This is a genomic window from Arthrobacter sp. 2RAF22 (assembly GCF_052115325.1).
Taxonomy (GTDB): Bacteria; Actinomycetota; Actinomycetes; order Actinomycetales; family Micrococcaceae; genus Arthrobacter.
Genome location: NZ_JBFRGL010000001.1, coordinates 262,065 through 285,746, shown reverse-complemented (window position 1 = coordinate 285,746; position 23,682 = coordinate 262,065). Strand labels below are relative to the sequence as shown.

At 64.4% G+C, this 23,682-nt stretch carries 20 protein-coding genes; 12 read left to right on the top strand and 8 right to left on the bottom strand.

Annotated features, from left to right (window positions below):
- Window positions 1-62 precede the first annotated feature (62 nt).
- Entirely contained in the window at window positions 63-728 is a 666-nt protein-coding gene (locus AB4068_RS01230) for a helix-turn-helix transcriptional regulator (protein ID WP_332601939.1), read from the top strand.
- 95 nt (window positions 729-823) lie between these two features.
- On the top strand, window positions 824-2,089 hold the full coding sequence (locus AB4068_RS01225) for a cysteine desulfurase family protein (protein ID WP_441432492.1): 1,266 nt from the start codon (window positions 824-826) through the stop codon (window positions 2,087-2,089).
- Here the strand turns inward: AB4068_RS01225 and AB4068_RS01220 are convergent.
- Window positions 2,068-3,306 (bottom strand): NAD(P)/FAD-dependent oxidoreductase, encoded by a 1,239-nt coding sequence (locus AB4068_RS01220; protein WP_441432491.1) that lies wholly within the window; start codon window positions 3,304-3,306, stop codon window positions 2,068-2,070. The two genes, AB4068_RS01225 and AB4068_RS01220, sit on opposite strands and share 22 nt — an antisense overlap.
- A 238-nt stretch (window positions 3,307-3,544) precedes the next feature.
- On the opposite strand from AB4068_RS01220, the gene mnmA reads away from it, so the two are divergent.
- From mnmA to AB4068_RS01195, 5 genes are all read left to right on the top strand, one after another.
- Window positions 3,545-4,666, top strand: a complete 1,122-nt coding sequence (gene mnmA / locus AB4068_RS01215; RefSeq protein ID WP_370872699.1) for a tRNA 2-thiouridine(34) synthase MnmA — start codon at window positions 3,545-3,547, stop codon at window positions 4,664-4,666.
- A 261-nt stretch (window positions 4,667-4,927) separates the two neighbouring features.
- Window positions 4,928-6,556: an ABC transporter substrate-binding protein gene (locus tag AB4068_RS01210; protein ID WP_059387532.1), complete on the top strand. Its 1,629-nt coding sequence runs from the start codon at window positions 4,928-4,930 to the stop codon at window positions 6,554-6,556.
- Between the two features lie 115 nt (window positions 6,557-6,671).
- Window positions 6,672-7,760 (top strand): ABC transporter permease, encoded by a 1,089-nt coding sequence (locus AB4068_RS01205; RefSeq protein WP_306961067.1) that lies wholly within the window; start codon window positions 6,672-6,674, stop codon window positions 7,758-7,760.
- 1 nt (window position 7,761) lies between these two features.
- Window positions 7,762-8,796 (top strand): ABC transporter permease, encoded by a 1,035-nt coding sequence (locus AB4068_RS01200; protein WP_059387533.1) that lies wholly within the window; start codon window positions 7,762-7,764, stop codon window positions 8,794-8,796.
- Window positions 8,793-10,502, top strand: a complete 1,710-nt coding sequence (locus tag AB4068_RS01195; RefSeq protein WP_332601935.1) for an ABC transporter ATP-binding protein — start codon at window positions 8,793-8,795, stop codon at window positions 10,500-10,502. The genes AB4068_RS01200 and AB4068_RS01195 overlap by 4 nt, the downstream gene beginning before the upstream one ends.
- An 80-nt stretch (window positions 10,503-10,582) precedes the next feature.
- On the opposite strand, the gene AB4068_RS01190 is transcribed toward AB4068_RS01195, so the two are convergent.
- Window positions 10,583-11,242, bottom strand: a complete 660-nt coding sequence (locus AB4068_RS01190) for an NADPH-dependent F420 reductase (RefSeq protein WP_332601934.1) — start codon at window positions 11,240-11,242, stop codon at window positions 10,583-10,585.
- 78 nt (window positions 11,243-11,320) lie between these two features.
- Here AB4068_RS01190 and AB4068_RS01185 point away from each other — a divergent pair, with 78 nt between their 5' ends.
- On the top strand, window positions 11,321-11,707 hold the full coding sequence (locus AB4068_RS01185) for a chorismate mutase (protein ID WP_059387536.1): 387 nt from the start codon (window positions 11,321-11,323) through the stop codon (window positions 11,705-11,707).
- Between the two features lie 4 nt (window positions 11,708-11,711).
- On the top strand, window positions 11,712-12,767 hold the full coding sequence (locus tag AB4068_RS01180) for a hypothetical protein (protein WP_284991549.1): 1,056 nt from the start codon (window positions 11,712-11,714) through the stop codon (window positions 12,765-12,767).
- An 18-nt stretch (window positions 12,768-12,785) separates the two neighbouring features.
- Here AB4068_RS01180 and AB4068_RS01175 read toward each other — a convergent pair whose 3' ends face one another.
- The 6 genes from AB4068_RS01175 to AB4068_RS01150 are packed head-to-tail and all read right to left on the bottom strand — an operon-like array spanning window position 12,786 to window position 19,076.
- A complete protein-coding gene (locus tag AB4068_RS01175) occupies window positions 12,786-13,520 on the bottom strand; it encodes a DUF4166 domain-containing protein (protein WP_441432490.1) in 735 nt (244 codons plus the stop codon).
- Between the two features lie 53 nt (window positions 13,521-13,573).
- Window positions 13,574-14,866, bottom strand: coding sequence for a DUF58 domain-containing protein (locus tag AB4068_RS01170; protein ID WP_441432489.1), 1,293 nt, complete (start codon window positions 14,864-14,866; stop codon window positions 13,574-13,576).
- A gap of 40 nt (window positions 14,867-14,906) precedes the next feature.
- Window positions 14,907-15,950: an AAA family ATPase gene (locus AB4068_RS01165; RefSeq protein ID WP_059387538.1), complete on the bottom strand. Its 1,044-nt coding sequence runs from the start codon at window positions 15,948-15,950 to the stop codon at window positions 14,907-14,909.
- 11 nt (window positions 15,951-15,961) lie between these two features.
- A complete protein-coding gene (locus AB4068_RS01160; protein ID WP_084784321.1) occupies window positions 15,962-17,068 on the bottom strand; it encodes a DUF4350 domain-containing protein in 1,107 nt (368 codons plus the stop codon).
- Between the two features lie 59 nt (window positions 17,069-17,127).
- Window positions 17,128-17,814 carry a DUF4129 domain-containing protein gene (locus AB4068_RS01155; protein WP_441432488.1) on the bottom strand — a complete coding sequence of 229 codons (687 nt, stop codon included), beginning with the start codon at window positions 17,812-17,814 and terminating at the stop codon, window positions 17,128-17,130.
- A complete protein-coding gene (locus tag AB4068_RS01150; protein ID WP_441432487.1) occupies window positions 17,811-19,076 on the bottom strand; it encodes a hypothetical protein in 1,266 nt (421 codons plus the stop codon). The genes AB4068_RS01155 and AB4068_RS01150 overlap by 4 nt, the downstream gene beginning before the upstream one ends.
- 176 nt (window positions 19,077-19,252) lie before the next feature.
- Here AB4068_RS01150 and mtrA point away from each other — a divergent pair, with 176 nt between their 5' ends.
- Genes mtrA through AB4068_RS01135 form a run of 3 tightly spaced genes read left to right on the top strand, consistent with a single transcriptional unit; the run spans window position 19,253 to window position 23,644 of the window.
- Window positions 19,253-19,927 carry an MtrAB system response regulator MtrA gene (gene mtrA / locus AB4068_RS01145; protein WP_059387541.1) on the top strand — a complete coding sequence of 225 codons (675 nt, stop codon included), beginning with the start codon at window positions 19,253-19,255 and terminating at the stop codon, window positions 19,925-19,927.
- A complete protein-coding gene (gene mtrB / locus AB4068_RS01140) occupies window positions 19,899-21,911 on the top strand; it encodes an MtrAB system histidine kinase MtrB (protein ID WP_441432486.1) in 2,013 nt (670 codons plus the stop codon). Before mtrA ends, mtrB begins: the two co-directional genes overlap by 29 nt.
- Window positions 21,908-23,644: an LpqB family beta-propeller domain-containing protein gene (locus AB4068_RS01135; protein ID WP_370872694.1), complete on the top strand. Its 1,737-nt coding sequence runs from the start codon at window positions 21,908-21,910 to the stop codon at window positions 23,642-23,644. Before mtrB ends, AB4068_RS01135 begins: the two co-directional genes overlap by 4 nt.
- Window positions 23,645-23,682 lie beyond the last annotated feature (38 nt).

Sequence of the window (23,682 nt, the reverse complement as noted above, 5' to 3'; positions counted from 1 at the left end):
TGATTTTAGAAAGTCCAAAGGAATTAAGCAATGAGTGTTGATTTTAGAGTTAAGCTTGATGCATGACCGGACTTCCCTGGCTGCGTCGACTCTCCGCTTTGGCATCCCTCGACGACGGCAACCGCCGCCGCCTGTACGAGCACGTCTGCGGGGCACGCGACGCCGTCAGCCGGGACGACGCCGCGATGGCCCTCGGGCTTCCCCGCAGCACGGCCTCCTTCCATCTGGACCGGCTGGTCCGCGACGGACTCCTGAGTGTTGAGTTCCGCAAGCTCGGCGGCAAGGTCGGTCCGGGTTCCGGGCGCCCGGCGAAGCTGTATTCACCTGTCGTTGAAGAGATCGGCGCCTCGGTTCCGGAGCGCCACTATGACCTCGCCGGTGAAGTGATGGCTTCTGCCATCCAGAACCTGATGGCGAAGGGTGGTTCCCCCCGCGAAGTGCTCCTCGAAACCGCCTACGCCCGCGGCCGCGAGGCCGGCAGTGCGGAGCCGCATTTCGAAGATGTCCTGGCAAGCTACGGTTACAGGCCGGAACCTGACGACGACGGCGGGTACTCCCTGGTCAATTGCCCGTTCCACCGGCTGGCCGAAAGCCACACGAGCGTCGTCTGCGCCATGAACGGCGCCTTCCTCAGCGGAGCGGCGGCCGTCTGCGGAATTGCCGAGGAGCGGATCGCCGACGACAACCGCGAAGGCCATTGCTGCGCCAAAATCCGTCCGGCATCGTGATCAGTCCGGCGGACTAGTCCCGATCGGAGAAGCGGCCCGTAAAGGCGTCTTCCGCCGCCGAAGCCCGGATCCGCCTGTCTCGATAGACTTGGGTAGTGCCTGTTTACCTGGACCATGCCGCCACCACGCCCCTTGCCGCCGTCCCCCTCACCGCCATGACCCGCGAGCTGGCACGGACCGGCAACCCGTCATCGTTGCACGCTTCCGGACGGCGTGCCCGGCGATCCGTCGAAGAGGCGCGGGAAGCTATTGCGGCTGCGGCCGGGGCGCATCCTTCCGAGCTCATCTTCACGTCCGGCGGCACCGAGGCAGACAATCTCGCCGTCAAGGGGATGTATTGGTCCCGCCACGACGAAGACGGCCGCCGCAAGCGGATCCTTTGCTCCGCCGTCGAGCATCACGCGGTGCAAGACACTGTCGAATGGCTGGAACGGCACGAAGGGGCCGAAGCAGTGTGGCTTCCTGTCGATTCCCAGGGCGTCGTGCGGCTGGACGCTGTACGGGCGGAGATCGAGCGTGATCCGGGATCGGTAGCCCTGGTCACCGTCATGTGGGCGAATAACGAGGTGGGCAGCATCCAGCCTGTCAAGGAGATCGCGGAAATCGCTGCCGCCCACGGCATCCCCGTGCACTCGGACGCAGTCCAGGCTTTCGGCTCGATTCCGCTGGGCTTCCGCGAATCCGGGCTCGCCGCGATGTCGGTCTCAAGCCACAAAATCGGCGGCCCCGTGGGCGTGGGTGCCCTGTTCCTGGGGCGGTCCACCAAGGTCACCCCTGTCCAGCACGGGGGAGGGCAGGAGCGCGACGTCCGCTCGGGAACGTTGGACACGGCGTCGATCGCGGCATTCGCCGCCGCAGCGGAGTGGGCGGCCCAAAACCTCGTGGCAGAGCGCGAGCGGATCAGCGCCTTGCGGGACCGGATCATCGACGGGGTCCGGGCCGCGATTCCCGAAGCAGTGCTGCGCGGCGCGCCCGGCGACGCCCGGCTGCCCGGCAACGCCCACTTCACGTTCCCCGGCTGTGAAGGCGATTCCCTGCTGTTCCTCCTGGACCTCGCGGGCATCGAATCATCCACCGGATCCGCCTGCACGGCAGGAGTCCCCAGGCCCTCGCACGTCCTGCTTGCCATGGGGTTGGACGAGGACACCGCCCGCGGGGCACAGCGGTTCAGCCTAGGGCACTCTTCGAACGACGCCGACGTCGACGCCCTGCTCAAGGCCCTGCCTGACGCGTATGCCCGGGCAAAGCTCGCCGGAATGGCCGGCCACGAGTCCAGCATCCAGACCGCAGGCACAGCGGCCCGCGGCCACGGTAGCGGCTCCGCCGGTCAGGCCGGCAATCAGCTCGCCGGCAACAACTGATCCAGCGGAACGGCAGGATCAGCCAGGCGGTCCACATCCACCGGGATGCGCCCCGAAATGAGTGCCTTGACGGGCTTTTGTACCCGTTGCTGGTTGACGCTCATGCCCGCCACGACGGCGCCATCCCGTAGCCAGAACGCGAGGAAGGTGTTTTCCTCCAACACGCCGCGGATGACGGGCACGGAACCTGCCGCGAGCGTGGGATATCCCCAGTACTCCATCGAGACGTCGAACTGGTCCGTATAGAAATACGGGACCACGTCCAGCATCGCGTCCTGTCCCAGCATCGCTTTGGCGGCGACCTTGCCGCCGTTGAGGGCGTTGGACCAGTGCTCGCTGCGGTGGTGCTCGCCCGTGAAGGGATGCAATGCATTGGCAACGTCTCCGGCTGCGAACACGTCCGGACTGCTGGTCCGGAGCGAAGCATCCACCACGATTCCGTTGCGGATCTCCAAGCCGGCTGCTTCGGCCAGGGCCGTATCCGGAACGACCCCGACGGCCATCACCACGAGGTCGGCAGGGAGGACCTCGCCGGAGTTCGTGACAACGGCGCTCGCCTTGCCCCCGACGGCGGTGATTTCCGCGGCGCTCGCGGGGAGCCGGAACTGCACGCCGTGCTTTTCGTGCAGGCTGCGGAAGAAGCCTCCCAGTTCGGGTCCGATGGCGACGCCGAGCGGGACGTCTTCCAGTCCCAGCAAGGTCACGGCGTTTCCGTAGCTGCTCGCGGCCGCGGCAAGCTCCATGCCGATCCAACCCGAGCCGATCATCACCACATTCCGGCCTCCTCCGGACAGTTCTTCCTTGAGCCTGCGGGAATCATTGAAGGTGCGGAACGTCATGACACCGGCAAGATCCGAACCGGGGAGCGGAATCCGGCGCGGCTGCGCCCCCGTGGCGATCAGGAGCTTGCTGAACGGAAGCTCGGATCCTGATCGCAGATGCACCGTGTGGGCGGCAGGATCGGCAGCCGCGACCGCCTCGCCAAGGAGGAGTTCGACGTCGTTCTCCCCGTACCAGCCGGCCGCCAGCACCGGGACGGTATCCTCGCCGGCGTTGCCCAGGAGGAACTCCTTCGAGAGTGGAGGGCGCAAGTAGGGCTGTTCATTCTCGGCGCAGACCACGGTGATCCGGCCCTGGAATCCTTCGGAGCGCAGTGTCTTGGCAGCCGTGGCGCCGGCCAGTCCGCCGCCTGCAATCAGGATGTGTTCGGTGTCCATGGTGACTCGATTCGCGGGGCGTTGGCGGTTCGCATGCGCGGTCTGCGTGTGCGTCAACGCGCGCGCAGCCGCGATCTAAAACTGTTAGTTTTGACTTTAGAATCGTCCGGGATGCTGGTCAAGGCATTTTTGGGGCGGATTCCCGCGGGCGCTAGAATAGTTGGGCGCGCCTACTCACTTCAGCCGCAATTCTTCCCCCCACCATCAACAGAAAGCCAGCATGCGAGTTCTTGCAGCCATGAGCGGCGGAGTCGACTCCGCTGTTGCCGCCGCCCGCGCCGTCGAGGCCGGGCACGACGTCGTCGGCGTCCACTTGGCGCTGTCCCGCATGCCCGGAACGTTGCGCACGGGCAGCCGCGGGTGCTGCACCATCGAAGACTCCCGCGACGCCTGGCGTGCCTGCGACGTGCTGGGGATTCCCTACTATGTCTGGGACTTCTCGGAGCGCTTCAAGGAAGACGTTGTCCAGGACTTCATCGATGAATACGCGGCCGGCCGCACTCCCAATCCCTGCATGCGCTGCAACGAGCGGATCAAGTTCGCCGCCCTGCTGGAGAAGGCCATCGCCCTGGGCTTCGACGCGGTCTGCACCGGCCACTACGCCAAGGTCATCCAGGACGCGGACGGCAACCCCGAACTCCACCGCGCCGCAGACTGGGCCAAGGACCAAAGCTACGTGCTGGGGGTCCTCACCCACGAACAGCTCAAGCACTCCATGTTCCCGCTGGCGGAGACTCCCTCCAAGGCCGAGGTCCGCGCAGAGGCCGAACGCCGCGGCTTGTCCGTGGCGAACAAGCCGGACAGCCACGACATCTGCTTCATCCCGGACGGCGATACGGCCGGCTGGCTCGCCGAGAAGATCGAGATGACCACCGGCGACATCGTGGACGAGGCCGGAACCAAGGTAGGGGAGCACCCCGGAGCCAACGCCTTCACCGTAGGCCAGCGCCGCGGCCTCAAGCTGGGTACCCCCGCCGCTGACGGCAAGCCGCGCTTCGTGCTGGAAATCCGGCCCAAGGAAAACAAGGTGGTTGTCGGGCCCGAAGCCCTGTTGGCCATCGACGAGATCCGCGGGATCAAGGTGTCCTGGGCGGGCCTGCCCATCGCCGAGGTGGCTACCGGCGCCGAGTTCGATTGCTATGCGCAGGTGCGCGCCCACGGCGATCCGGTTCCCGCGAAGGCCTCGGTCGAGCGGCATGTCGACGACGCCGGCATCGAGCGCGAGGGCCTCGTGGTGACCCTCGTCGATCCCCTCCGCGGAGTGGCCCCCGGTCAGACCATCGTGCTCTACCAAGGCACCCGTGTCCTCGGCCAGGCAACTATCGACGTCGCCCGGTCGCTTCAGCGCGCGGAACTCTAAGCCCGGCCACTCGCCGCAGCGGGTGAATCCGCGCTCGCAAGACTGTTAGCGCTAACGGGCCTGTTTCATCAGCGTCCAGTGCGGCCTGCCGCTTTCCCCTAGCCGAGTATGCGCCAAAAGAAAAGTAAATTTTGTGTCTCAACTCACAAAATCAAACGTTTCACCAGAAAAGCTTCTGATTGAATCGTGGAGTCAGGAGTATGCGCTCCTAAGAAATTACCGACGGCGGTTTGCCGTATCCATCGAACAGAAAGTTCACTGATGGCATTGAACAAAAAAGCCTTGCGAAGCGCTATCGCGTTCGCGGGCATCTCCGTATTCGCTTTGACGGCCTGCACGGGCCCGGCGGGCGGCGGCGGTTCAGCTTCCTCAGCTGCCAGCGGTCCGATCGCTTATGGCACCACCGATAAGGTGACCGCACTCGATCCCGCAGGCTCGTACGACAACGGTTCCTTCATGGTGATGAACCAGGTCTATTCCTTCCTCCTCAACTCGAAGCCAGGAAGCGCCGACCCCGTTCCGGACCTGGCAGCGTCGGCGTCGTTCACGTCGCCCACCGAGTACACCGTCAAGCTGAAGCCCGGACTCAAGTGGGCCAATGGCCACACGCTGGACTCCACCGACGTCAAGTTTTCCTTCGACCGCCAGCTCAAGATCAACGACCCCGCTGGTCCGGCAAGCCTGCTCGAAAACCTGGACAGCGTCACCACCCCGGACGCCAACACGGCCGTTTTCAAGCTGAAGCTCGCCAACGACCAGACGTTCCCGCAGATCCTCAGCAGCCCGGCCGCGCCGATCGTGGACCACCAGGTCTTCCCGGCCGACAAGCTCCTTTCGGATGACGACATCATCAAGGCCAAGGCGTTCTACGGCCAGTACACGATCGACAGCTACAAGAAGAACGAGCTCATCAGCCTCAAGGCCTACCCTGACTACCAGGGTGTCCTGGGCAAGCCGGCCAACGACGCCGCAACGATCAAGTACTACGCCGAGCCGACCAACATGAAGCTGGACATCCAGCAGGGCAACATCGACGTTGCGAACCGAAGCCTCAGCGCCACCGACGTCGACGACCTCAAGAAGGACTCCAAGGTCAAGGTCAACGTTGGTCCCGGCGGCGAGATCCGCTACATCACGTTCAACTTCAACACCATGCCGTTCGGTGCCAAGGCAACCGGTGCCGACCCGGCCAAGGCACTTGCCGTGCGCCAGGCGATCGCCAACCTCGTTGACCGCCAGGCAATCGCCGACCAGGTCTACAAGGGCACCTACCTGCCGCTGTACTCCAACGTCCCCAGCGGTTTCCTGGGCGCCAACGAGTCGTTCAAGGATGCCTACGGCGACAACGGAAAGCCGAGCTTGGACAAAGCCAAGAAGGTTCTTTCCGATGCCGGGGTCAAGGACGTCGTCACGCTGAACCTCCAGTACAACCCGGACCACTACGGCAAGTCCTCGGGCGACGAGTACGCCATGATCAAGGACCAGCTCGAGAAGTCGGGCCTCTTCAAGGTGAACCTGCAGTCCACCGAATGGGTGACCTACAGCAAGGCCAGCCGCGCCGACGAGTACCCGCTCTTCCAGTTCGGTTGGTTCCCCGACTTCAGCGACCCCGACAACTACCTCACCCCGTTCTTCCCGAACGGCGGCTTCCTGAAGAACCACTTCAACGACCAGGCCGTGACCGACCTGATCAACAAGCAGCTGACCACCACGGACAAGTCGGCTCGCGAATCCACCATCAAGGACGCCCAGAACGCTCTGGCAAAGGACATTTCCACTTTGCCGCTGCTCCAGGGTGCCCAGGTTGCCATCTCGGCGAAGGGCGTGAACGGCGTCGACAAGACGCTTGACGCTTCCTTCAAGTTCCGACTGGGAACTATTTCAAAGTAAGCAGCCGGTAGGGGGAGGCGGGTGCCAACAGGTGCTTTGCCTCCCCTTATTGCTGATTGCCTCACATTTTGAGCAAAACCCCGCGCGATCCGCGGGCAATGAACTTTAGGTAGCAATGACAACACTTATAGAGGTGCCCGACGTCGAACCGGACGCGGTCGCTCCCAAGAGTAAATCAGCGGGCGGGGGTCTCGGCAGGTACATCGTGGTCAGGTTCTTCCTGATCATTCCCACGATCTTCATCCTCGTCACTCTGGTCTTCTTCCTCATGCGGGTCATCGGAGACCCCATCACCGCAGCCCAGGGCGGCCGGCTTCCCCCGGATGTTCTGGCGCAGCGAATCCACGACGCCGGTTACGACCGGCCGATCATCATCCAGTACTTCGAATACCTGGGCCAGTTGATCACCGGTAACTTCGGCACCACCATCACGGACCGGCGGCCCGTCGTCGAAATGCTGTCGACCTTCGGTGCAGCCACCCTTGAGCTCTCGATCAACGCGCTCATCGTGGCGCTCGCGGTCGGCATCCCGCTAGGCATGATCGCCGCGCAACGGCGCGACAAGGCGTCTGACGCTTTCCTTCGCTGCTTTGCCATCCTCTGCTACGCCACTCCGGTCTTCTTCTCCGGACTCCTGCTGAAGCTGACGTTCTCCGTTTGGCTCGGATGGCTCCCAGTGGCCGGTCGCGTATCCACCCGCACTGAGCTGACCATGGGCCAACTTGCCGCTCCCACCGGCATTTACTGGCTCGACGCCCTGCGCAGCGGCAATCTCACGGCACTCGGCGACGTCGTGTCCCACGCCGTTTTGCCCGCTATCGCGTTGGGCCTCCTGACCGCGGGTGTCTTCCTGCGACTCGTCCGGACAAACGTCATCGGGACCCTGGGCAAGGATTACGTCGAGGCCGGCCGTTCCCGCGGCGTCAGCGAGTTCCGACTCGTGACGAAGCACGCCTACAAGCCGGCGCTTATCCCCATCATCACCGTCATGGGCTTGCAGATCGCCCTGATGCTCGGCGGAGCCGTACTCACCGAGACCACCTTCGAATGGAAGGGCCTTGGCTACCAGCTGGTCCAATACCTGAACGCGAGGGACTTCGTAGCGGTCCAGGGCATCGTGGTGCTGCTGGCCGTCATCGTCGCATTTACCAACTTCGTCGTGGACGTCGTCGCCGCGCTGATCGACCCGCGAGTGAGGTACTGACATGAGCACCGCAACAATTTCAGGACGGAAGAAGTCCTTCCTGTCCGCACTTCCTGTCATCTCCCACGTCAAAAAGAGCGTCGGCCTCCAGCGGGGCATGCTCATCACCGGGCTTGTGCTGACCGGGCTCTTCCTTCTTTCGACCGTGCTCGCGCCGTTCATCGCGCCGTACGGATATTCCCAGCTGAGTGACGCAACAGGCTCGTTCCCCACCCAGGAGGCTCCCGGCGGCAAGCACCTGCTCGGCACCACAGTCGGCGGCTATGACGTCCTCTCCCGCGTCCTGTGGGGTTCACAGACCGCCGTGACCGTGATCGTCGTCGCCGTGGTGATGTCCATCTTCCTCGGCGTGGCGCTGGGCCTCCTCAGTGGTTACTTCGGTGGCTGGCTGGACCGGGTGCTGGTAGTCATCGCCGATGCCATTTATGCCTTTCCTTCCCTGCTCCTGGCGATCGTCATGTCGATCGTCATCAGCCGTGGCCAGTCGAGCTTCTGGGGCGGCATCCTCGCCTGTTCCTTCTCGATCACCGTGGTGTTCGTTCCGCAGTATTTCCGCGTGATCCGGGCCGAAACCATCCGGCTCAAGGCCGAGCCATTCGTGGAATCGGCCATGGTCCTGGGCGCGTCCAGCCTCCGGATCATCACCCGGCACATCTTCAAGAACGCCACCAGGACGCTTCCATTGATGTTCACCCTGAACGCCTCCGAAGCGATCCTGACCCTTGCGGGCCTTGGCTTCCTGGGCTTCGGCATTGAACCGTCCTCGGCCGCCGAATGGGGCTTCGACCTCAACAAGGCCATGGCGGACGCGTCCTCCGGCATTTGGTGGACCGGCGTCTTCCCCGGTATCGCGATCGTCCTGACCGTGCTGGGGCTGACGTTGGTCGGCGAAAGCATCAACGACCTCAACGATCCCCGCCTACGCGGCCGGAAGCGTGCTGGAGGCAAGGCCTCCCGCTCCAAGGCCGCAGTTGGAACCGACGGCACGAACACAGGGGCCACCACCGCTCCTGAACCAGAAGCAGGTAAGGCATGACCACCAACATCGGCAACATTTCGGACCAGCCGCTGACATCCGGGCAGCCCGTCCTGGACATCGAACGGCTCAAAGTCACCTTTGCCACCGACAGCGGCGACGTCTACGCGGTCAAGGACGTCAGCCTCGAGGTCAAAGCCGGCGAAGTGCTGGCGATCGTAGGGGAGTCAGGTTCCGGCAAGACCGTCACGGCCAAGACCATTCTCGGCCTCCTCCCTGAAACGGCCATCAGCTCCGGGGCTGTGCTGATCAACGGCAACAACGTCATCAGCGTGAGCGCGTCCAAACTGCGCAAGATCCGTGGCCGCGACGTGGCCATGGTCTTCCAGGAGCCCTCAACGGCCCTGAACCCGGTGTTCACGGTTGGCTGGCAAATCGCCGAAGGCATCCGGGCACACGCCTCGGACGGACACCGCATCTCGGCCAAGGAGGCCAAGAAACGGGCCACCGAAGCCCTGCGGAAGGTGGGCATCCCCGATCCCGAAACCCGCGTCAACTACTATCCGCACCAGCTTTCCGGAGGCCAGAAGCAGCGCGTCGTCATCGCGGCCGCGCTTGCCTTGAACCCCGGTTTGATCGTGGCGGACGAACCGACGACGGCGCTGGATGTCACTGTCCAGGCCGAGATCCTTCAGTTGCTCCGGGACTTGCGGGACAAGTACGGCACCTCGATTGTGCTCATTACGCACAATATGGGCGTCGTGGCCGACCTGGCCGACCGGGTCGTGGTCATGTACCAAGGCGACGTCGTCGAAGAGGCCACCGCGAGGGTCCTTTTCGCCGAGCCGAAGCAGGACTACACCAAGAAGCTGCTGGCCGCTGTGCCGCACCTTGGCCGCAACTCAGCGTCCGAGGGGGCCACCGAACGGTTGCACCAGACCGGGAAGATCCTGGTCGAGGCCAAGAACCTCACCATCGAGTATCCGGGCCGCCTCGGCAAGCCCGGGTTCAAAGCCGTGGACAACGTCAGCTTCACGGTGTCCGAGAACGAGGTCTTCGGCCTGGTCGGCGAGTCCGGTTCGGGCAAGTCCACCATCGGTCGCGCCATCGCAGGCCTCAACAGGGCAACCGGCGGCAGCCTCAAGGTCCTTGGCTACGAAATGCTGGGATTCAAGGAGCACACGTTCAAGCCGCTGCGCAAGGACATCGGCTTCGTCTTCCAAGACCCGGCCGCCTCGTTCAACCCTCACCTGACCATCGGCGAGTGCGTCGCGGAACCGCTGCTGATCCATACCCACCCGAGCCCGGCCCAAGCACGCCTGCGCGTGGCGCAGTTGCTCGAATCGGTCCAATTGCCGGCGTCGTACGCTGAACGCTTTCCGCATGAGCTCTCGGGCGGGCAGCGCCAGCGCGCTTCGCTGGCGCGTTCGCTCGCGCTCAACCCGCGCCTCCTGATCGCCGATGAGCCCACCTCGGCCCTCGACGTTTCCGTGCAGGCAAAGGTCCTGGAACTGTTCAAGGACATCCAGGAAGAGTTCGGTTTTGCTGCGCTGTTCATCAGCCACGATCTCGCCGTGGTGGATATTCTCTCCCACTGGGTGGGCGTGTTGTACAAGGGCAAGCTCGTGGAGCAAGGGATCGGCAGCCAGATCATGGGCAATCCCCAGCACGACTACACCCGCAAGCTCATTGCCTCGCTGCCGGTGCCGGATCCTGACGAACAGGCCCGACGCCGGGAAGAGAACCGCGCGCTGCTGGGCATCTAGCCCTCCATCCAAGCGGCGATCCGCAAGAACGGACATGCCCGCCCTTCTCCACGAAGGGCGGGCATGTCCGTTCTGCGCGGCTATTCGGACACGATGCTGATGTTGAAGAGCTTGTCCTTCGGTTGGCGCACGAAGATCCGGAGCCACAGCGGCATCCACATTTCAAGGCCACGGGCAACGTCGAGCCCGCCCAGGTCGTGGATGTGTTCCGGAAGCCAGCCGAACTCCCGCAGGAGCGCGACGACGGTGGTTTTCGCGTCGTCGTCGTTCCCCGCCACGAAGACGTCATGGGCACCATCGGCGAGCCTGAGCGGATCAACCATCAGGGGAGCAGTCAAGGTGTTGAGGGCCTTGACCACACGCGCCGCGGGGAAGGAGCGCTGGATGGTTTCGGCAATGCTGTCGGTATTGCAGACGGAGAGCGACGGCGGGAAGCCGGCGGAAAAATCCAGCGGGTTGGACACATCCACCAGGACCTTGCCCGCCAGGTTCGCAGCCCCGGCTTCGCTCAACGCCGCGAGCGAGACCATGCCCGGGGTTGCGTTGACCACGAGCTCGGCCATGGCTGCCGCCTGCGCGAAGGAACCGGAGCTTGCCCCCGGACCCGCCTGCGCCGCCCACTCCGTCCCCTTGGGATTGCCGGCTTCCCGGGAACCCATCATGACCTCGTGGCCTACGGCCACCAATTTGTCGGCCAGGGTATGCCCCACCATTCCGGTGCCAAGAACTGCGATTTTCATGCGTGCTCTCCTTATCATCGGCGCGGACATGCCCATTCTGCCCCTCAAGGGCCGGCCCGCACACCCTAGACTGGAGGAATGACCGAGCAGAACCACGCCCTCCCCGACGCCGACTCCTTCGATCCTTCCGCCAGCTCCCTCGCCGGCCGCGTGGACCAGGCCGTCATGGACGAGTTGCTCTCCATCCGCTCCAGCATCGACAACATCGATGCCACCCTCGTCTTCCTCCTCGCGGAGCGGTTCAAAGCCACCCAGAAAGTGGGAGTCCTGAAGGCGACGCACAAGCTTCCCGCCGGGGACCCGGGACGCGAGTCCGCCCAGATCGCGCGGCTCCGCCGGCTCGCCGAAGAAGCGCACCTCGATCCTGCCTTCGCGGAGAAGTTCCTGAATTTCATCATCAGTGAGGTCATCCGGCACCACGAGGCAATCGCCGAAGGCCACCAGGCTTCCATCGCGCAGGCCTGAACACGTGGCCGCCGAGACCGCGCAGAAAGCCGAAACCGCGCAGAACCAGGTCAGCGCCACGGCATTGGGTCCTTGGCCCGGAACGGATCCTGCTGAGGCAGCCCGGATCATCCGCGGCGAACTGGGCAGCCCGCACCTGCCGTTCCTGGCCGAGCTTCCGGATCGTGGCGTGGGCTCGGATGCCCTCGGCCGGACGGCATCGCTCCTGGTCGAGCTGGCCATCGATGTGCAGCCGCACGGCTGGCGCCTGGTTGACCGCCCGGGGAAAGACCTGCGGCGTGCGAAGTCCGCCCTTGCCACCGACATCAATATCCTGGCCGACGTTGCCGGCTCGGAAGAATCCTCCGCCGACGAACTCAAGATTCAGCTGCGCGGCCCCTTGAGCCTAGCCGCGGGCCTTTACTTGCATAACGGGGAGCGCGCCCTTCTTGACTACGGCGCCCGCAGGGACATTGCGGAGTCCTTGGCCGCCGGAGTCGCCGAGCACGTATCCAAAGTCCGCGCTGCCGTGCCCGGCGCCGCGATCGTGGTCCAGCTCGACGAACCGGACATCTCCTCCGTGCTGGCCGGCACCATCCCGACGGCGAGTGGCTACCGCACCCTGCGTTCCATCCCGGGCGAGGAAGTCACGGGAGCCTGGCGGTTGGTGATCGACGCGCTGCGGGCCGCAGGAGTGGCCGAGACCGTGGTTTCCGTTCCGGAAATCGAAGCCCCGATCCAGCAGATCCTCTCCTCCGGAGCTGACGGCGTCGCCCTACCGCTCAAAGCACTCACTACGCGCCAATGGGAACAAATTGCCACTGCGGTGGAAGCGGGCAAACGCCTATGGGCCGGCGCTTTGCCCGTAGGGAATCCACGGGCAACCCTGCCACGCACCGCCGAGCTCGTGGACACCGTCTGGCAACCGTGGCGCCAACTCGGTCTGCCGGCGTCGAGCCTGGGTGCCGTGCGGGTCACGCCGTCGGACGGCCTGGCCGGATTCTCGCCGTCGGGGGCTAAAGAGGTTCTTAACCGCTTGACCCAGATTGCGGATGGGCTCAACCAGATCGCGCTCGGTTAGCCTGCCGTCCGGGCCCTTCTAGACGCGCCGTTCCCAACGGTCCGGCTCGGCGTAACGGGGGAGCCCGACGGCGGCAGTGGCGGAACGCTTGGCAACTGCACCATCGTTCGCGGGCAGCGCGGGCGCCAAACGGTAGTCGAAGGAGCCGGCATAGACCAGCACCAGTCCGACCTGCGGCTGCAGCACCTTCACCTGGATCCGATGCTTTCCTTCTGCCGCATCCCACCACTGCTCTGCGTAGGCTTTTGCGTCGAGGGAAGCCGGCAAGCTGAGCCTCAGCGGCCCCAGGAACAGGCGTGATGTACCCGAGACACCGCGAAGACGCCCTTCCGCGGTGACATCCAGGTCCAACGCCGTGGCCAGCCTGCGGCATCGGCCCAAATAGTCGACCAAGCGGGTGCCACCGTCGTGGGCGGCCTCCGCGACAGTGGTGTCATGGAACAAGCGGGTGTGCCCGGGAAAGAATATTTCACGCCGGGCCGTGAGGCTGGACCGTCCGAAGGGATCAAGGTGCGCATGATTTTCGATGCGGAACGGGATGCGCTCGCCGTACTCGGGGAAGAAGGCCTCTTCGCCGGCGACCGTGGCAAGGAGTGGGCGGAGCCACTTCTGCCTGCAACCGACCACATCGAATACGCCCTCGCCGATTCCGTAAGATCCGGAGCCCGGGGCCAGGGAGAAATAGTCCTGGAGTTCGGGCTGCAATTGCCGGAACTTAGCGCCCAGCGCCAACTCGTAGATGGGTGTGCTCATGTGCTTTCCTCGGATTCCGGGTTGTTGATATCTGGACTGGGCGCCTGGCAAGGCTATAAGCGTCCCGCGGCCTTCAGCCGAATGTACGCATCCGCCAGGAGCGGCGGCAGTTCCAACGGCTCGGCATCGACTACCTCCGCGCCAAGCTGGCGCAATTGGGCGCTGACGGCCTCACGGTCCAGCAGGGCACGTTCGGCGGCGGAGGCACGGAAGACCTGGCTCGCCGTCGTGCGTTCTTCCTTCATTCGGCCCAGCAAGGGGTCCCGCACCGATCCAAGCAGCACGACGTGCTGCCGTACGAGTTGCGCCACCAAAGGAATGAGTCCTTCTTCGGGTGCGCCGCTGTCGAGCGAGGTCAACAGGACCACAAGGGAACGGTGCGCCGAAATGGCCCGTACTTGCGCCGGGATCTGGGCCCAGTCCATCTCGATCAGTTCCGCCTCCAGCGGAGCCATGGCCTGGACCAAGGAGCCGAGCAGATTGCCTTTGGCCGCTGAATCGACGCGCCCGCGGACGCGCCTGTCGAAAGCGAAGAAGTCCACGCGGTCTCCGCCCCGCTCTGCCAGCACCGCAAGCAGGAGAGCCGCTTCCATCCCGGTGTCCAGGCGGGGCTCGTCGTCGATCCGGGCTGCTGCCGTGCGCGAGGTATCGAGCATGATGACGACGCGGCGGTCCCGTTCGGGTCGCCAGGTCCGGACGACGACGGCGGTGCGCCGGGCGGTTGCCCGCCAGTCGATGGAGCGCACGTCGTCGCCCCGGACGTAATCGCGGAGGGAATCGAATTCCGTGCCGGCCCCGCGGATCTGCACGGCCGCTTTGCCGTCGAGCTCCCGGAGTTTTCGCAGCTTGGACGGCAAATGCCGCTTGGAATGGAACGGCGGCAGAACGCGAAGACGGCCGGGAAGGGTCACGGTGCGTTGCCTGGCAGCCAGGCCGAGCGGGCCGAAGGAACGGAGCGTTACGTGCGGTGCCGACAGGTCCCCGCGCCGTGTTGGCTTCAGAGCCATCGACATCCGACGCCGCTCACCAGCAGGGATTTCAACACGCTGGACCGGGGCGACCGTCCCCGCGGAGGGTTGCCACGCGTCACGCACCACTCCGCGGAATCTACGCCGATTGCCGTTTTCCAGCGTCAGAACGGACTCCGTGTCCGCGTGCAGGGTGACATTCCCGGGATCCTTGCGTTGAAGGGCGATTTTGGCCGGGGACGCGGCCAGCAGGAGGTCGGACAACACCAACGCCAGCAGCAAGGCGGTGGCGAGAAGGACCGTACTCCACGCGGGAAACAGCAGCAAGGGGGCCAACGCGGCGAAAACGAGCAGCACAAAGCGGCCTGTGATCGCCATTCAGTACTGCCCGAAGTAGAGAGTCATGAGGCGAGGCCAATCAGCGCGGCACGGGGACGGACGCCAGGATGCTGCCAAGGACATCATCTACATGCACACCGTCCATTTGGGCTTCGGGTCGCAGTCCGACACGGTGCCTCAAACACGGCAACGAGAGCGCTTTGACGTCGTCGGGGGTGACGAAGTTGCGCCCGGACAACCATGCCCAGGCACGCGAGGTGTTCAGAAGCGCCGTCGCGCCGCGCGGGGAGACTCCCAGCTGGAACGACGGCGCTGCCCGCGTCGCCCGCACGACGTCCACGATGTAGCCGAGGATCTCGGGGGCCACGGTCACTTCGGCCACCGCGTCGCGGGCATTCTGGAGTTCGGCGACGCCCGCTACTGGCCTGACTCCCGCAGCCAGCAAATTGCGCGGATCAAATCCTTCCGAGTGCCTGCGGACCACTTCGATCTCTTCGGCACGTCCGGGCAGCGGCATGGAGAGCTTGAGCAGGAAGCGGTCCAGTTGCGCCTCGGGCAGGGGATAGGTGCCCTCGTACTCGACAGGGTTTTGGGTGGCGGCAACAATGAACGGCGACGGCAAAGGCCGGGAGAGTCCGTCCACGGATACCTGGCGCTCCTCCATGGCTTCCAGCAGCGACGCCTGGGTCTTTGGCGGCGTTCGGTTGATTTCGTCGGCCAGCATGATGTTGGTGAACACTGGTCCTTCGCGGAAGGTGAATTCCGAGGTGTGCGAGTCGTAGACGAGTGAGCCGGTGACGTCGCCCGGCATGAGGTCCGGAGTGAACTGGACGCGCTTCGTATCCAGGCTCAACGCGGCGGACAAGGCCCGTACCAGGAGGGTTTTGGCGACGCCCGGAACACCCTCAAGCAGTACGTGGCCACCGCACAGCAGCGCGATGAGCATGCCCGACACCGTTGCATCCTGTCCGACCACGGCCTTGCCTACTTCGTGACGGACGTCCAGCAGGGCTTTGCGGGCAGGGTCGGACCGGGTAGCCGCCTGCGTTGGCTGCCCCTGCGACGCCGGGCCGCCCGGGTAGCCATAGCTGCCGTCGGTGTAGCTGTTTGCTTGATTGCTCATTGCGTGATTACTCATGGGGCTGTTGCCTCCTGCTCGAGTGTTTCGATGCTTTGTGCCCAGTGGACGAGTTCTGATTCGGTGCGTGGCCGGTGGTCCAGCAGGAGCATGCGCAACTCCTGTGCAGGCTGGTTGACCTTTCGGGACACGGCATCGAGGACGGCCTCCGCGCGGGCTTCGGGGCCGAGCCGGAAGTGCTTGGCAAGCCTGGTCAAAGTGCCGGCCCGGAGATTGTCGGCGGCCTGGCCGACAGCGCGGGAATCCTGATAGAGACGGGCACGGCCTTCGGCGGTCTCTACAGCCTTGACCACCACCGGCAGCGGCTCAAACACGAGCGGACCAAGCCGCCTGCCCCGCCACAGCACAGCGAGCAACGCGACCACCGCCAGCCACAATCCCAGGAAGCCAACCCACGGCGGCGCCAATTCCTCCAGCGTGGGCGGTGTGCCATTATTCGGTACGTCTCCAAGGCCTGGCAGATACCAGACGAGATCCGGCGTTGGCCCGAGGGTCCGAAGAGTCAGTGCGGCATTGCCCTCTACCTGCAGGAGATCGTTGCTGAGAACGGCCGTGCTGCCGAGAACCACCAGCCGACCGTCCGCACTGGCCGCGTACATGCCTCCGTCGTTGCTGCCAGGCCGGTAGCACGTCACATCGGCTCCCGTGTAAAGGAACGCGCCCTTGCCGGAGACACGCCCCGCAACAAGTGGATCTTTTTGCCCGCACCCTGCTTCCAACGTTGACGTCCCGTTGGGAACCACTCCGGCATGACGGATCTCGCGGCTCAGCCCCGTCAGGGTTCGGAAGCCGGGAGCGATGACCACCACGCGGTCGGCCGATTGCAGCAGGCTGTGCAACTGGGCGGAATCGAGATAGCCGTTGCGGTCATACAACAAGACGGTGGCGCGTGGTTTCCCGGCCAGCAGCGAGGTTGTCGTCGCGAATGAATCGGATTCCGTGACCGTGACTCCGTGCCGCCGGAGGATTTCGGCCGCAGCCATGGCGCCATCAGGAGCGGCATTGCGGGCGGAGAGGGGTGCCGTGTCCGTGTTCGTCGGGGACTGGAACACAGTGACAGATCCGAGTACCGCCACGATGGCCCCGATGATGATCCAGGCCATATGGCGACGCAACCAACCCCGCAGTTGCGCGGACCACCGGACTGTTTGAGTGTCCGATGTCATCGCGGCACCGCCAAACCGTTGGCGGACTGCCCGGCGAAATCAGGTTTCATGGCCGATAGTCCGGTGTCCAGTGAGAGGACGGCTGCATGGTCGGAAGCGGTGGCGGTCGCCTTTCCGTATTTCACGCCATCGAAAATCCTGGCGGCTTCCTCAAGCCGCGAACTGGCGTCCCCGAACGCGCGACCCAATTGGGCAGCCGCCTCGTCCGCGGTCCGGCCAGCCTGGACGTCAATGACTGCCCGGTCCTCCGCAGAGCGAACCACGGCGCGGAACTGTTCGACGACGGCCGTTTGCCAGTCTTCACGGCTTGCCGCTGCAGATGCGCGGGCGCGGAACGTATCGGCATCAACCGTCGGCTCGCCGTCGAAAACCTTCGCCGACGCCTTCTTCCGCGCGTTGAGCCTCGGCCTGACGACCATCACGGCAACCACAATGAGGACCACGGCCAGGACGCCGATCAGCGGCACGCCGATATTTGCCCCACCCATGGAATCGCCGTTCAAGGAACGGAGCCAGTCGACGAACTGATTCCATACCTCGCCGATCCAACTTGGCTTGGCCGATGCGTACTGCTGCTTGGACAGTTCTTCGGTCGCCCACCGCTGGGCCTCGCCGCGGTCCGGATCAACGGGAGGCTCGATGGCAGGGAGAAGAAGAGCAAGGGACGCGGAGACCGGGATCATCCTTGTGGAGAACCCTGGGCGGTGTTCGGCGGCCATGGATGCGCACCGACTTGACGTGCCCTGCGCCGGCCGGGAACGCCGTCGGGATCTTCCCCGGTCTCCAGAAGCCGCAGGAGCTCCACGTCCAGCCCGTCGCGTCGCATCCTCAGGTCCATGTAGATCAGGGCTGCTACGGAGGTTTGGAAAGCGAAGCCAACTGCGCTTACGAGGACCCCTACGACCAGCGAGGCCACGGCGAGGACAATCGCCGTCGTGGTCACTTGTGCGGCGCCGGCATGGGGGGCGAACACGGAGTTTATTCCACCGGAAGCCAAGCCCAGGGGAATCTGGATGACCGACCCGATGATAAATACCATGAAGGCCACCAGCAGCGTGATTCCGAAGATCCGCCACCAATTCCGGCGCGTCAGCGTCCACGAGCGCCGAAGACCGGCGAAGACGCCGAGTTCTTCTACGGTGATGGCGGCCGGGGCCACCAACAGTTTCGTATAGATCCAGAAAAATACGACGGCCGCGCCGAAGACCAACGGGAAAAGCAAGAGCACCCCGGCCGGACCCAATCCGGCCAGGACGAGGACGGCCAGCAAGAACAGGACCAGGAAGAACAACAATGATCCAGCAAGGAGGAGGGCGGCAAGTCCTACCAAGGGCCAGATACGCGAGCGGGCCAAGGACCACATTTGCTTGAACCCCGTGGGCCGGTTCAACGCGGATCTGGCGACGGGAATGGCCATGACCCCTTGAAGGACGGCTGTGAGCACCATAGTGAGCAAGGAAATTCCCATGATCCCTGCAGTGGCGCCAACGGCCGGGCCAAGATACCGCATCGCCTCGTCCTGGCTCGTGAATCCTCCTACGGGAGGTTCGACCATCCCGAGCATGCCCAGCGCGGCCACCTCGTTCAATGCGCCGGCAACGGCCTGGACAATGAGGGCGGAGCCGAACATGGTTTTGGCGTTCCGGCGGACGGTCTGGAATGCACCGTCCATGATTTCACCGAAGAAGAGCGGCCGGAGGGGCACGATTCCGGGTTTCGGGGGAGCCACATAGCGGGGCTGGCCGTACGGCGGCGGACCGCCTGCCGGCCAGCGCGGATCGACCGGCGGGCCCCACGATTGCCCCGGATACTGCGGCACGCCCCATTGCGGTGGGGTGCCCCATTGTGGCTGGGCGCCCGGTTGCGGCGCGCCCCATTGTGGCTGGGCGCCCCACGGTGGCCGCGGTCCCTGTTCAGGCCGGTAACCCGGATCGGGTTGTGACACGTTTTCCTCCCCAAAAGATGCGTCCGCGGCAATGCACGGACCCCGAAAGGGGCCGTTCGCACCAGCCTATAGTTCCGCCGTCGCGCCTCATAGCCCATTTGCTTGCGGGCTGCAGCGCGCCATGCCGTGATCGGGCTCAACGGGACAAAGGCTTGGTCATAAGGGAATATATAACTATGAAGGCACGCATCCTGGTAGTAGACGACGACGAAGCGCTGGCCGAAATGATCGGCATCGTGCTGCGGAACGACGGCTTCGACCCGGTTTTTTGCGCGGACGGCGGACAAGCGCTGGAGGTGTTTCGTTCCTCCAAACCGGATCTGGTACTGCTTGACCTGATGCTGCCCGGATCGGACGGCATCGAAGTGTGCCGCCAGATCCGCGGGGAGTCGGACGTTCCCATCGTCATGCTCACCGCCAAATCGGACACCTCCGACGTCGTCCGCGGCCTTGAATCCGGTGCTGACGACTACGTGCCCAAGCCTTTCAAGCCAGCCGAGCTCGTGGCCCGGGTCCGCGCCCGGTTGCGTCCGGGCGACCAGAAAGCGCCCGAGACCCTGCGGATTGCCGACGTCACCATCGACGTCGCGGGCCACTTGGTGACGCGCGGCGGCGAGCGGATTTCGCTGACACCCCTGGAATTCGATCTGTTGGTCGCGCTGGCGCGCAAGCCCTGGCAGGTCTTCACCCGCGAACTGCTCCTTGAGCAGGTGTGGGGCTACCGCCACGCTGCCGACACCCGGCTGGTCAACGTCCATGTCCAGCGCCTGCGGTCCAAGATCGAGCGTGACCCGGAAGCTCCCGAAGTTGTATTGACGGTTCGTGGTGTCGGATATAAAGCAGGCGCCTGAGTCTTCCACCGGCGAGCCCGGCACCGACCAGGAGGCCCCGGAGGCCAAGGTCAAACACCCCGTTTCAGGACATCCTGTCCCGGAACACACGGACGCCCGGGCATTGAATCTCCCGTGGATCCTGGAGCGCACACGCATTTGGACGCGCCGCGCCCTGATCCTGGCACTGCGTGTCTCCCGCCTCGTGGTGACCGGACTTCGCCACATCCGGCCAGGGATCCGGTACTTGTGGCGCGCCTTGCTGCGCCGTTGGCGCCGCTCCCTCGAATTCAGGACCGTCGCGGTGACAATCGTGCTGTCGATGGTGTCGTTTGCGGTGGTCGGCGCATATCTCTCGAACCAAATAGCGAACAACCTTTTCCAGGAGCGTTTGAAGCAAGCCGAGTCCGAAAGCCGCTACTACGTCAAGCAAGTCCAGGACACCTTTGACGGGTCACAGGCCAACGACCAATCAAGCGTCATCACACTTGTCTATGACACGCTCAAAGCGGTGGAGGGCAACGGCTCGGTCATCCAGCGGCGATACGTCTTCGAAGCGATGCCCGAACAAACCAAACCGCGCAACCGCTGGGTGGAATCGCGGGCCTCGGATCAGTTGACGGTCCGCGTCATTCCTCCGGCCCTTCGCAAGTCTGTGCAGGAATCGGGCAAGGACCAGTACTGGGCTTCCACCGAGTTCCCCGTCGGCAACCAGGACCACCCCGGGATCGCGGTCGGGAACAAAGTCACCTTCAATGGCACGGTCTACGAGCTCTATCTCCTCTACGACCTGGATACCGCCCAACAAACCCTGGACGAAATCCAGAACGTGCTGTGGGCGGGCGGAGCCGCACTCATCCTCATGATCGGCGGTATTGCCTGGTACGTGACCAGGAACGTCGTGAGTCCGGTGAGCCATGCCGCGGTCGTCTCCGAGAAGCTGGCCGCAGGCCAGTTGCAGGAGCGGATGGTGGTCAAGGGCGAAGACGAGGTGGCCAGGCTGGGCGCCTCCTTCAACCACATGGCCGCGAGCCTGCAGGAGCAGATTACGCAGCTGGCCACGTTGTCCCAGATGCAGCAGCGGTTCGTTTCCGATGTGTCCCATGAACTGCGGACACCGCTCACGACCGTTCGGATGGCAGCCGAAGTGTTGTTCGATGCCCGCGATGAATTCGACCCCATCAACAAGCGTTCCGCCGAGCTGCTTTACAACCAGGTGGAGCGCTTCCAGTCGCTGCTTTCGGATCTGCTGGAGATTTCCCGCTTCGACGCAGGGGCCGCCGTGTTGGACTCCGAGCCGACGGACATCTTCCAAGTCGTTTCCCATGTCATCGACGGTGCCTCTCCCGTTGCCGCCGAATATGGCTCCGAAGTTCGCCTTACCTCGCGCCACAAGCGGATCATCGTGGAGATGGACGCCCGCAGGATCGATCGCATCCTGCGGAACCTGCTGCTCAACGCCGTCGAACACGGCGAGGGGAAACCGGTCCACGTTTCCGTTGCCGCCAACCAAGAGGCAGTCGCCATCTCTGTGCGTGACTTCGGCATAGGGATGACCCCGGCAGAAGCCGCGCGGGTCTTTGATCGTTTCTGGCGCGCCGATCCCGCGCGTGCGCGGACCACGGGTGGCAGCGGACTGGGACTCTCCATCGCCGCAGAGGACACCAAGCTCCACAACGGTTGGTTGCAAGCTTGGGGGCGCAAGGGATCCGGTTCCAACTTCCGGCTGACGCTGCCTCTCAAGAGGGGTGGCACCATCGTGAAATCACCGTTGCAGCTTGAACCGGCAGACATCCATTTGCCGGGCGCCGCTCCTGAGCGCCAGATGCTCGTATTGGATGCCGGCGATCCGCCACTCGAGCGCGGTTCCGCCGCGGACCCGGGGCTGGAAGACACGCCGGCGCCGCCACTACTGCCTCCCGTACTGCCCGCCGAACTGCCCGCCGTACTGCCTCCGGCAGGACACGACGACGACGACCAAGCCGAAGGGGGAACGGCACCTTGAGTTCCCGACGCCCGTACCTCTCCCGACGCCCGTACGTGTTAAGGGCCGTGATCGCCGTTCTTGCTGTCCTCATGGTGGTCCTTAGTTCCTGCGCCCAGATCCCACGGTCTGGTCCGGTGGGAAAGAGCAAGGACGAAAGCGCGGGCAACCCGAACGCTCCTGTTTTCTTCCCGCCGCCGCCCCACCCCGGTGCCACTCCGGAGTCCATCATCGAAGACTTCTATGGTGCAGGCAGCGGTTACGAAGGCGACTACGCCGTGGCCAGGCAGTACCTCACGCAGGCGCTGTCCGTCAGCTGGAAGTCCGACAAGCGCACGCTCGTTTTCCGGAAGGCGACCGTCGTCAAGACCGGTGTGGAAAACGAATTCAAGTACCAGCTGGACCTCGCCTACGCGGTCGACGCCGACGGCGTTGCGACGCAGTTCCCCGAAGGAACCACCGAGACAATTCCGGTGACCCTGGAACAGGTCGACGGCGAATGGCGGATCTCGGCGGTCCCCGACGGCACCGCGATACCCGAAGAGACGTTCAAAGTCATCTACGCGGCCCAGCCCATCTATTTCTACGACCCGACCTTCACCTATGCGGTTCCGGACGTCCGGTGGTTCATCAAGAAGAACACCGTCAAGGCAATGACCAGCGCCTTGCTCGACGGTCCTGCGCCCTACCTCCAGGGTGCGGTTGTCAGTGCCTTTCCCTCCGGCATGAAGCTGGCCAGGGAGTCGGTCCCGGTGGTGTCGGGAGCCGCCCAAGTGGACCTTTCCGCCAAGGAACTCGTGGATGCGTCTGCCGAGGACCGGCAGCGGATGCAAAACCAGCTGACCCTGACTTTCCGTAGCCAGCCGGACGTGGTCAATGTTCAGTTGCGTGCCGACCAGGATCTGGTCCGCGTGGAGGACAACGGCTCGGTCCTGCCGCCCGTGCTTGAGAAGAATGCTCCCGCGCGCCAAATCGCCGTCAGTAACAACGAACTCGTCCGCTACGAGAACAACAGGGTCTCGGCCCTCCCGGACATGCAGCCGGTGGCCGGACTGAACCCTAGCGCTCCCGCCGAGTCCCCGACGTCCCAGGCCGTGGCCTTCCTCAACAGTGCCGGAACCAGCCTGTATTCGATGATTCCCGGCCTACCCGCCCGTCAACTGACAACCAGGACAACCCTGAGCCATCCGTCCTTCAGCCCGCAGGACTGGGTCTGGACGGCAGGTCCAGGAGCCAACGGGGCCACCGAGGTGGTGGCGTTCAAACCGTCCAACGTTCCTCTTGGACAGCCCGTCCCCACGGTGACGATGGCGCCGGCCTGGTTGGCAGGGCGCGTCGTGAGGGACTTCCGGATATCCCGCGAAGGGACGCGCGCACTGGTGATCTCCGAGATGAACGGGAAATCATCGGTGCAGGTGACCGGAATTGTCCGCAATCCTGACGGCACCCCCAAAGACCTGACTGCACCCATAACCTTGTTCTCTTCCGCCCCTGTTGATCAAGGGGTCTGGGTCAATTCCACGACGGTCGCGGTGATGAAAGCTTCGTCAACGGAGAACGTGGTTCCCGAGCTGTTGTCCTTGACATCGAGCCAGCCGCAGTTGTTGCCGGCATGGCCGAACCTGACGACTATCAGCGCGGGCAACGGACCCGAGCAGATTTTTGGACAGTCGGGCGCAGGCGTCTTCCAACGGGTCGGCAATGGGTGGGAATTGCAACTCAAGGGTCCGGTAGACCCCTCCTTCCCGGGCTAGTCCCCGCCGCCTCCCTAACCTCGCTTCGCTCGGCCAGG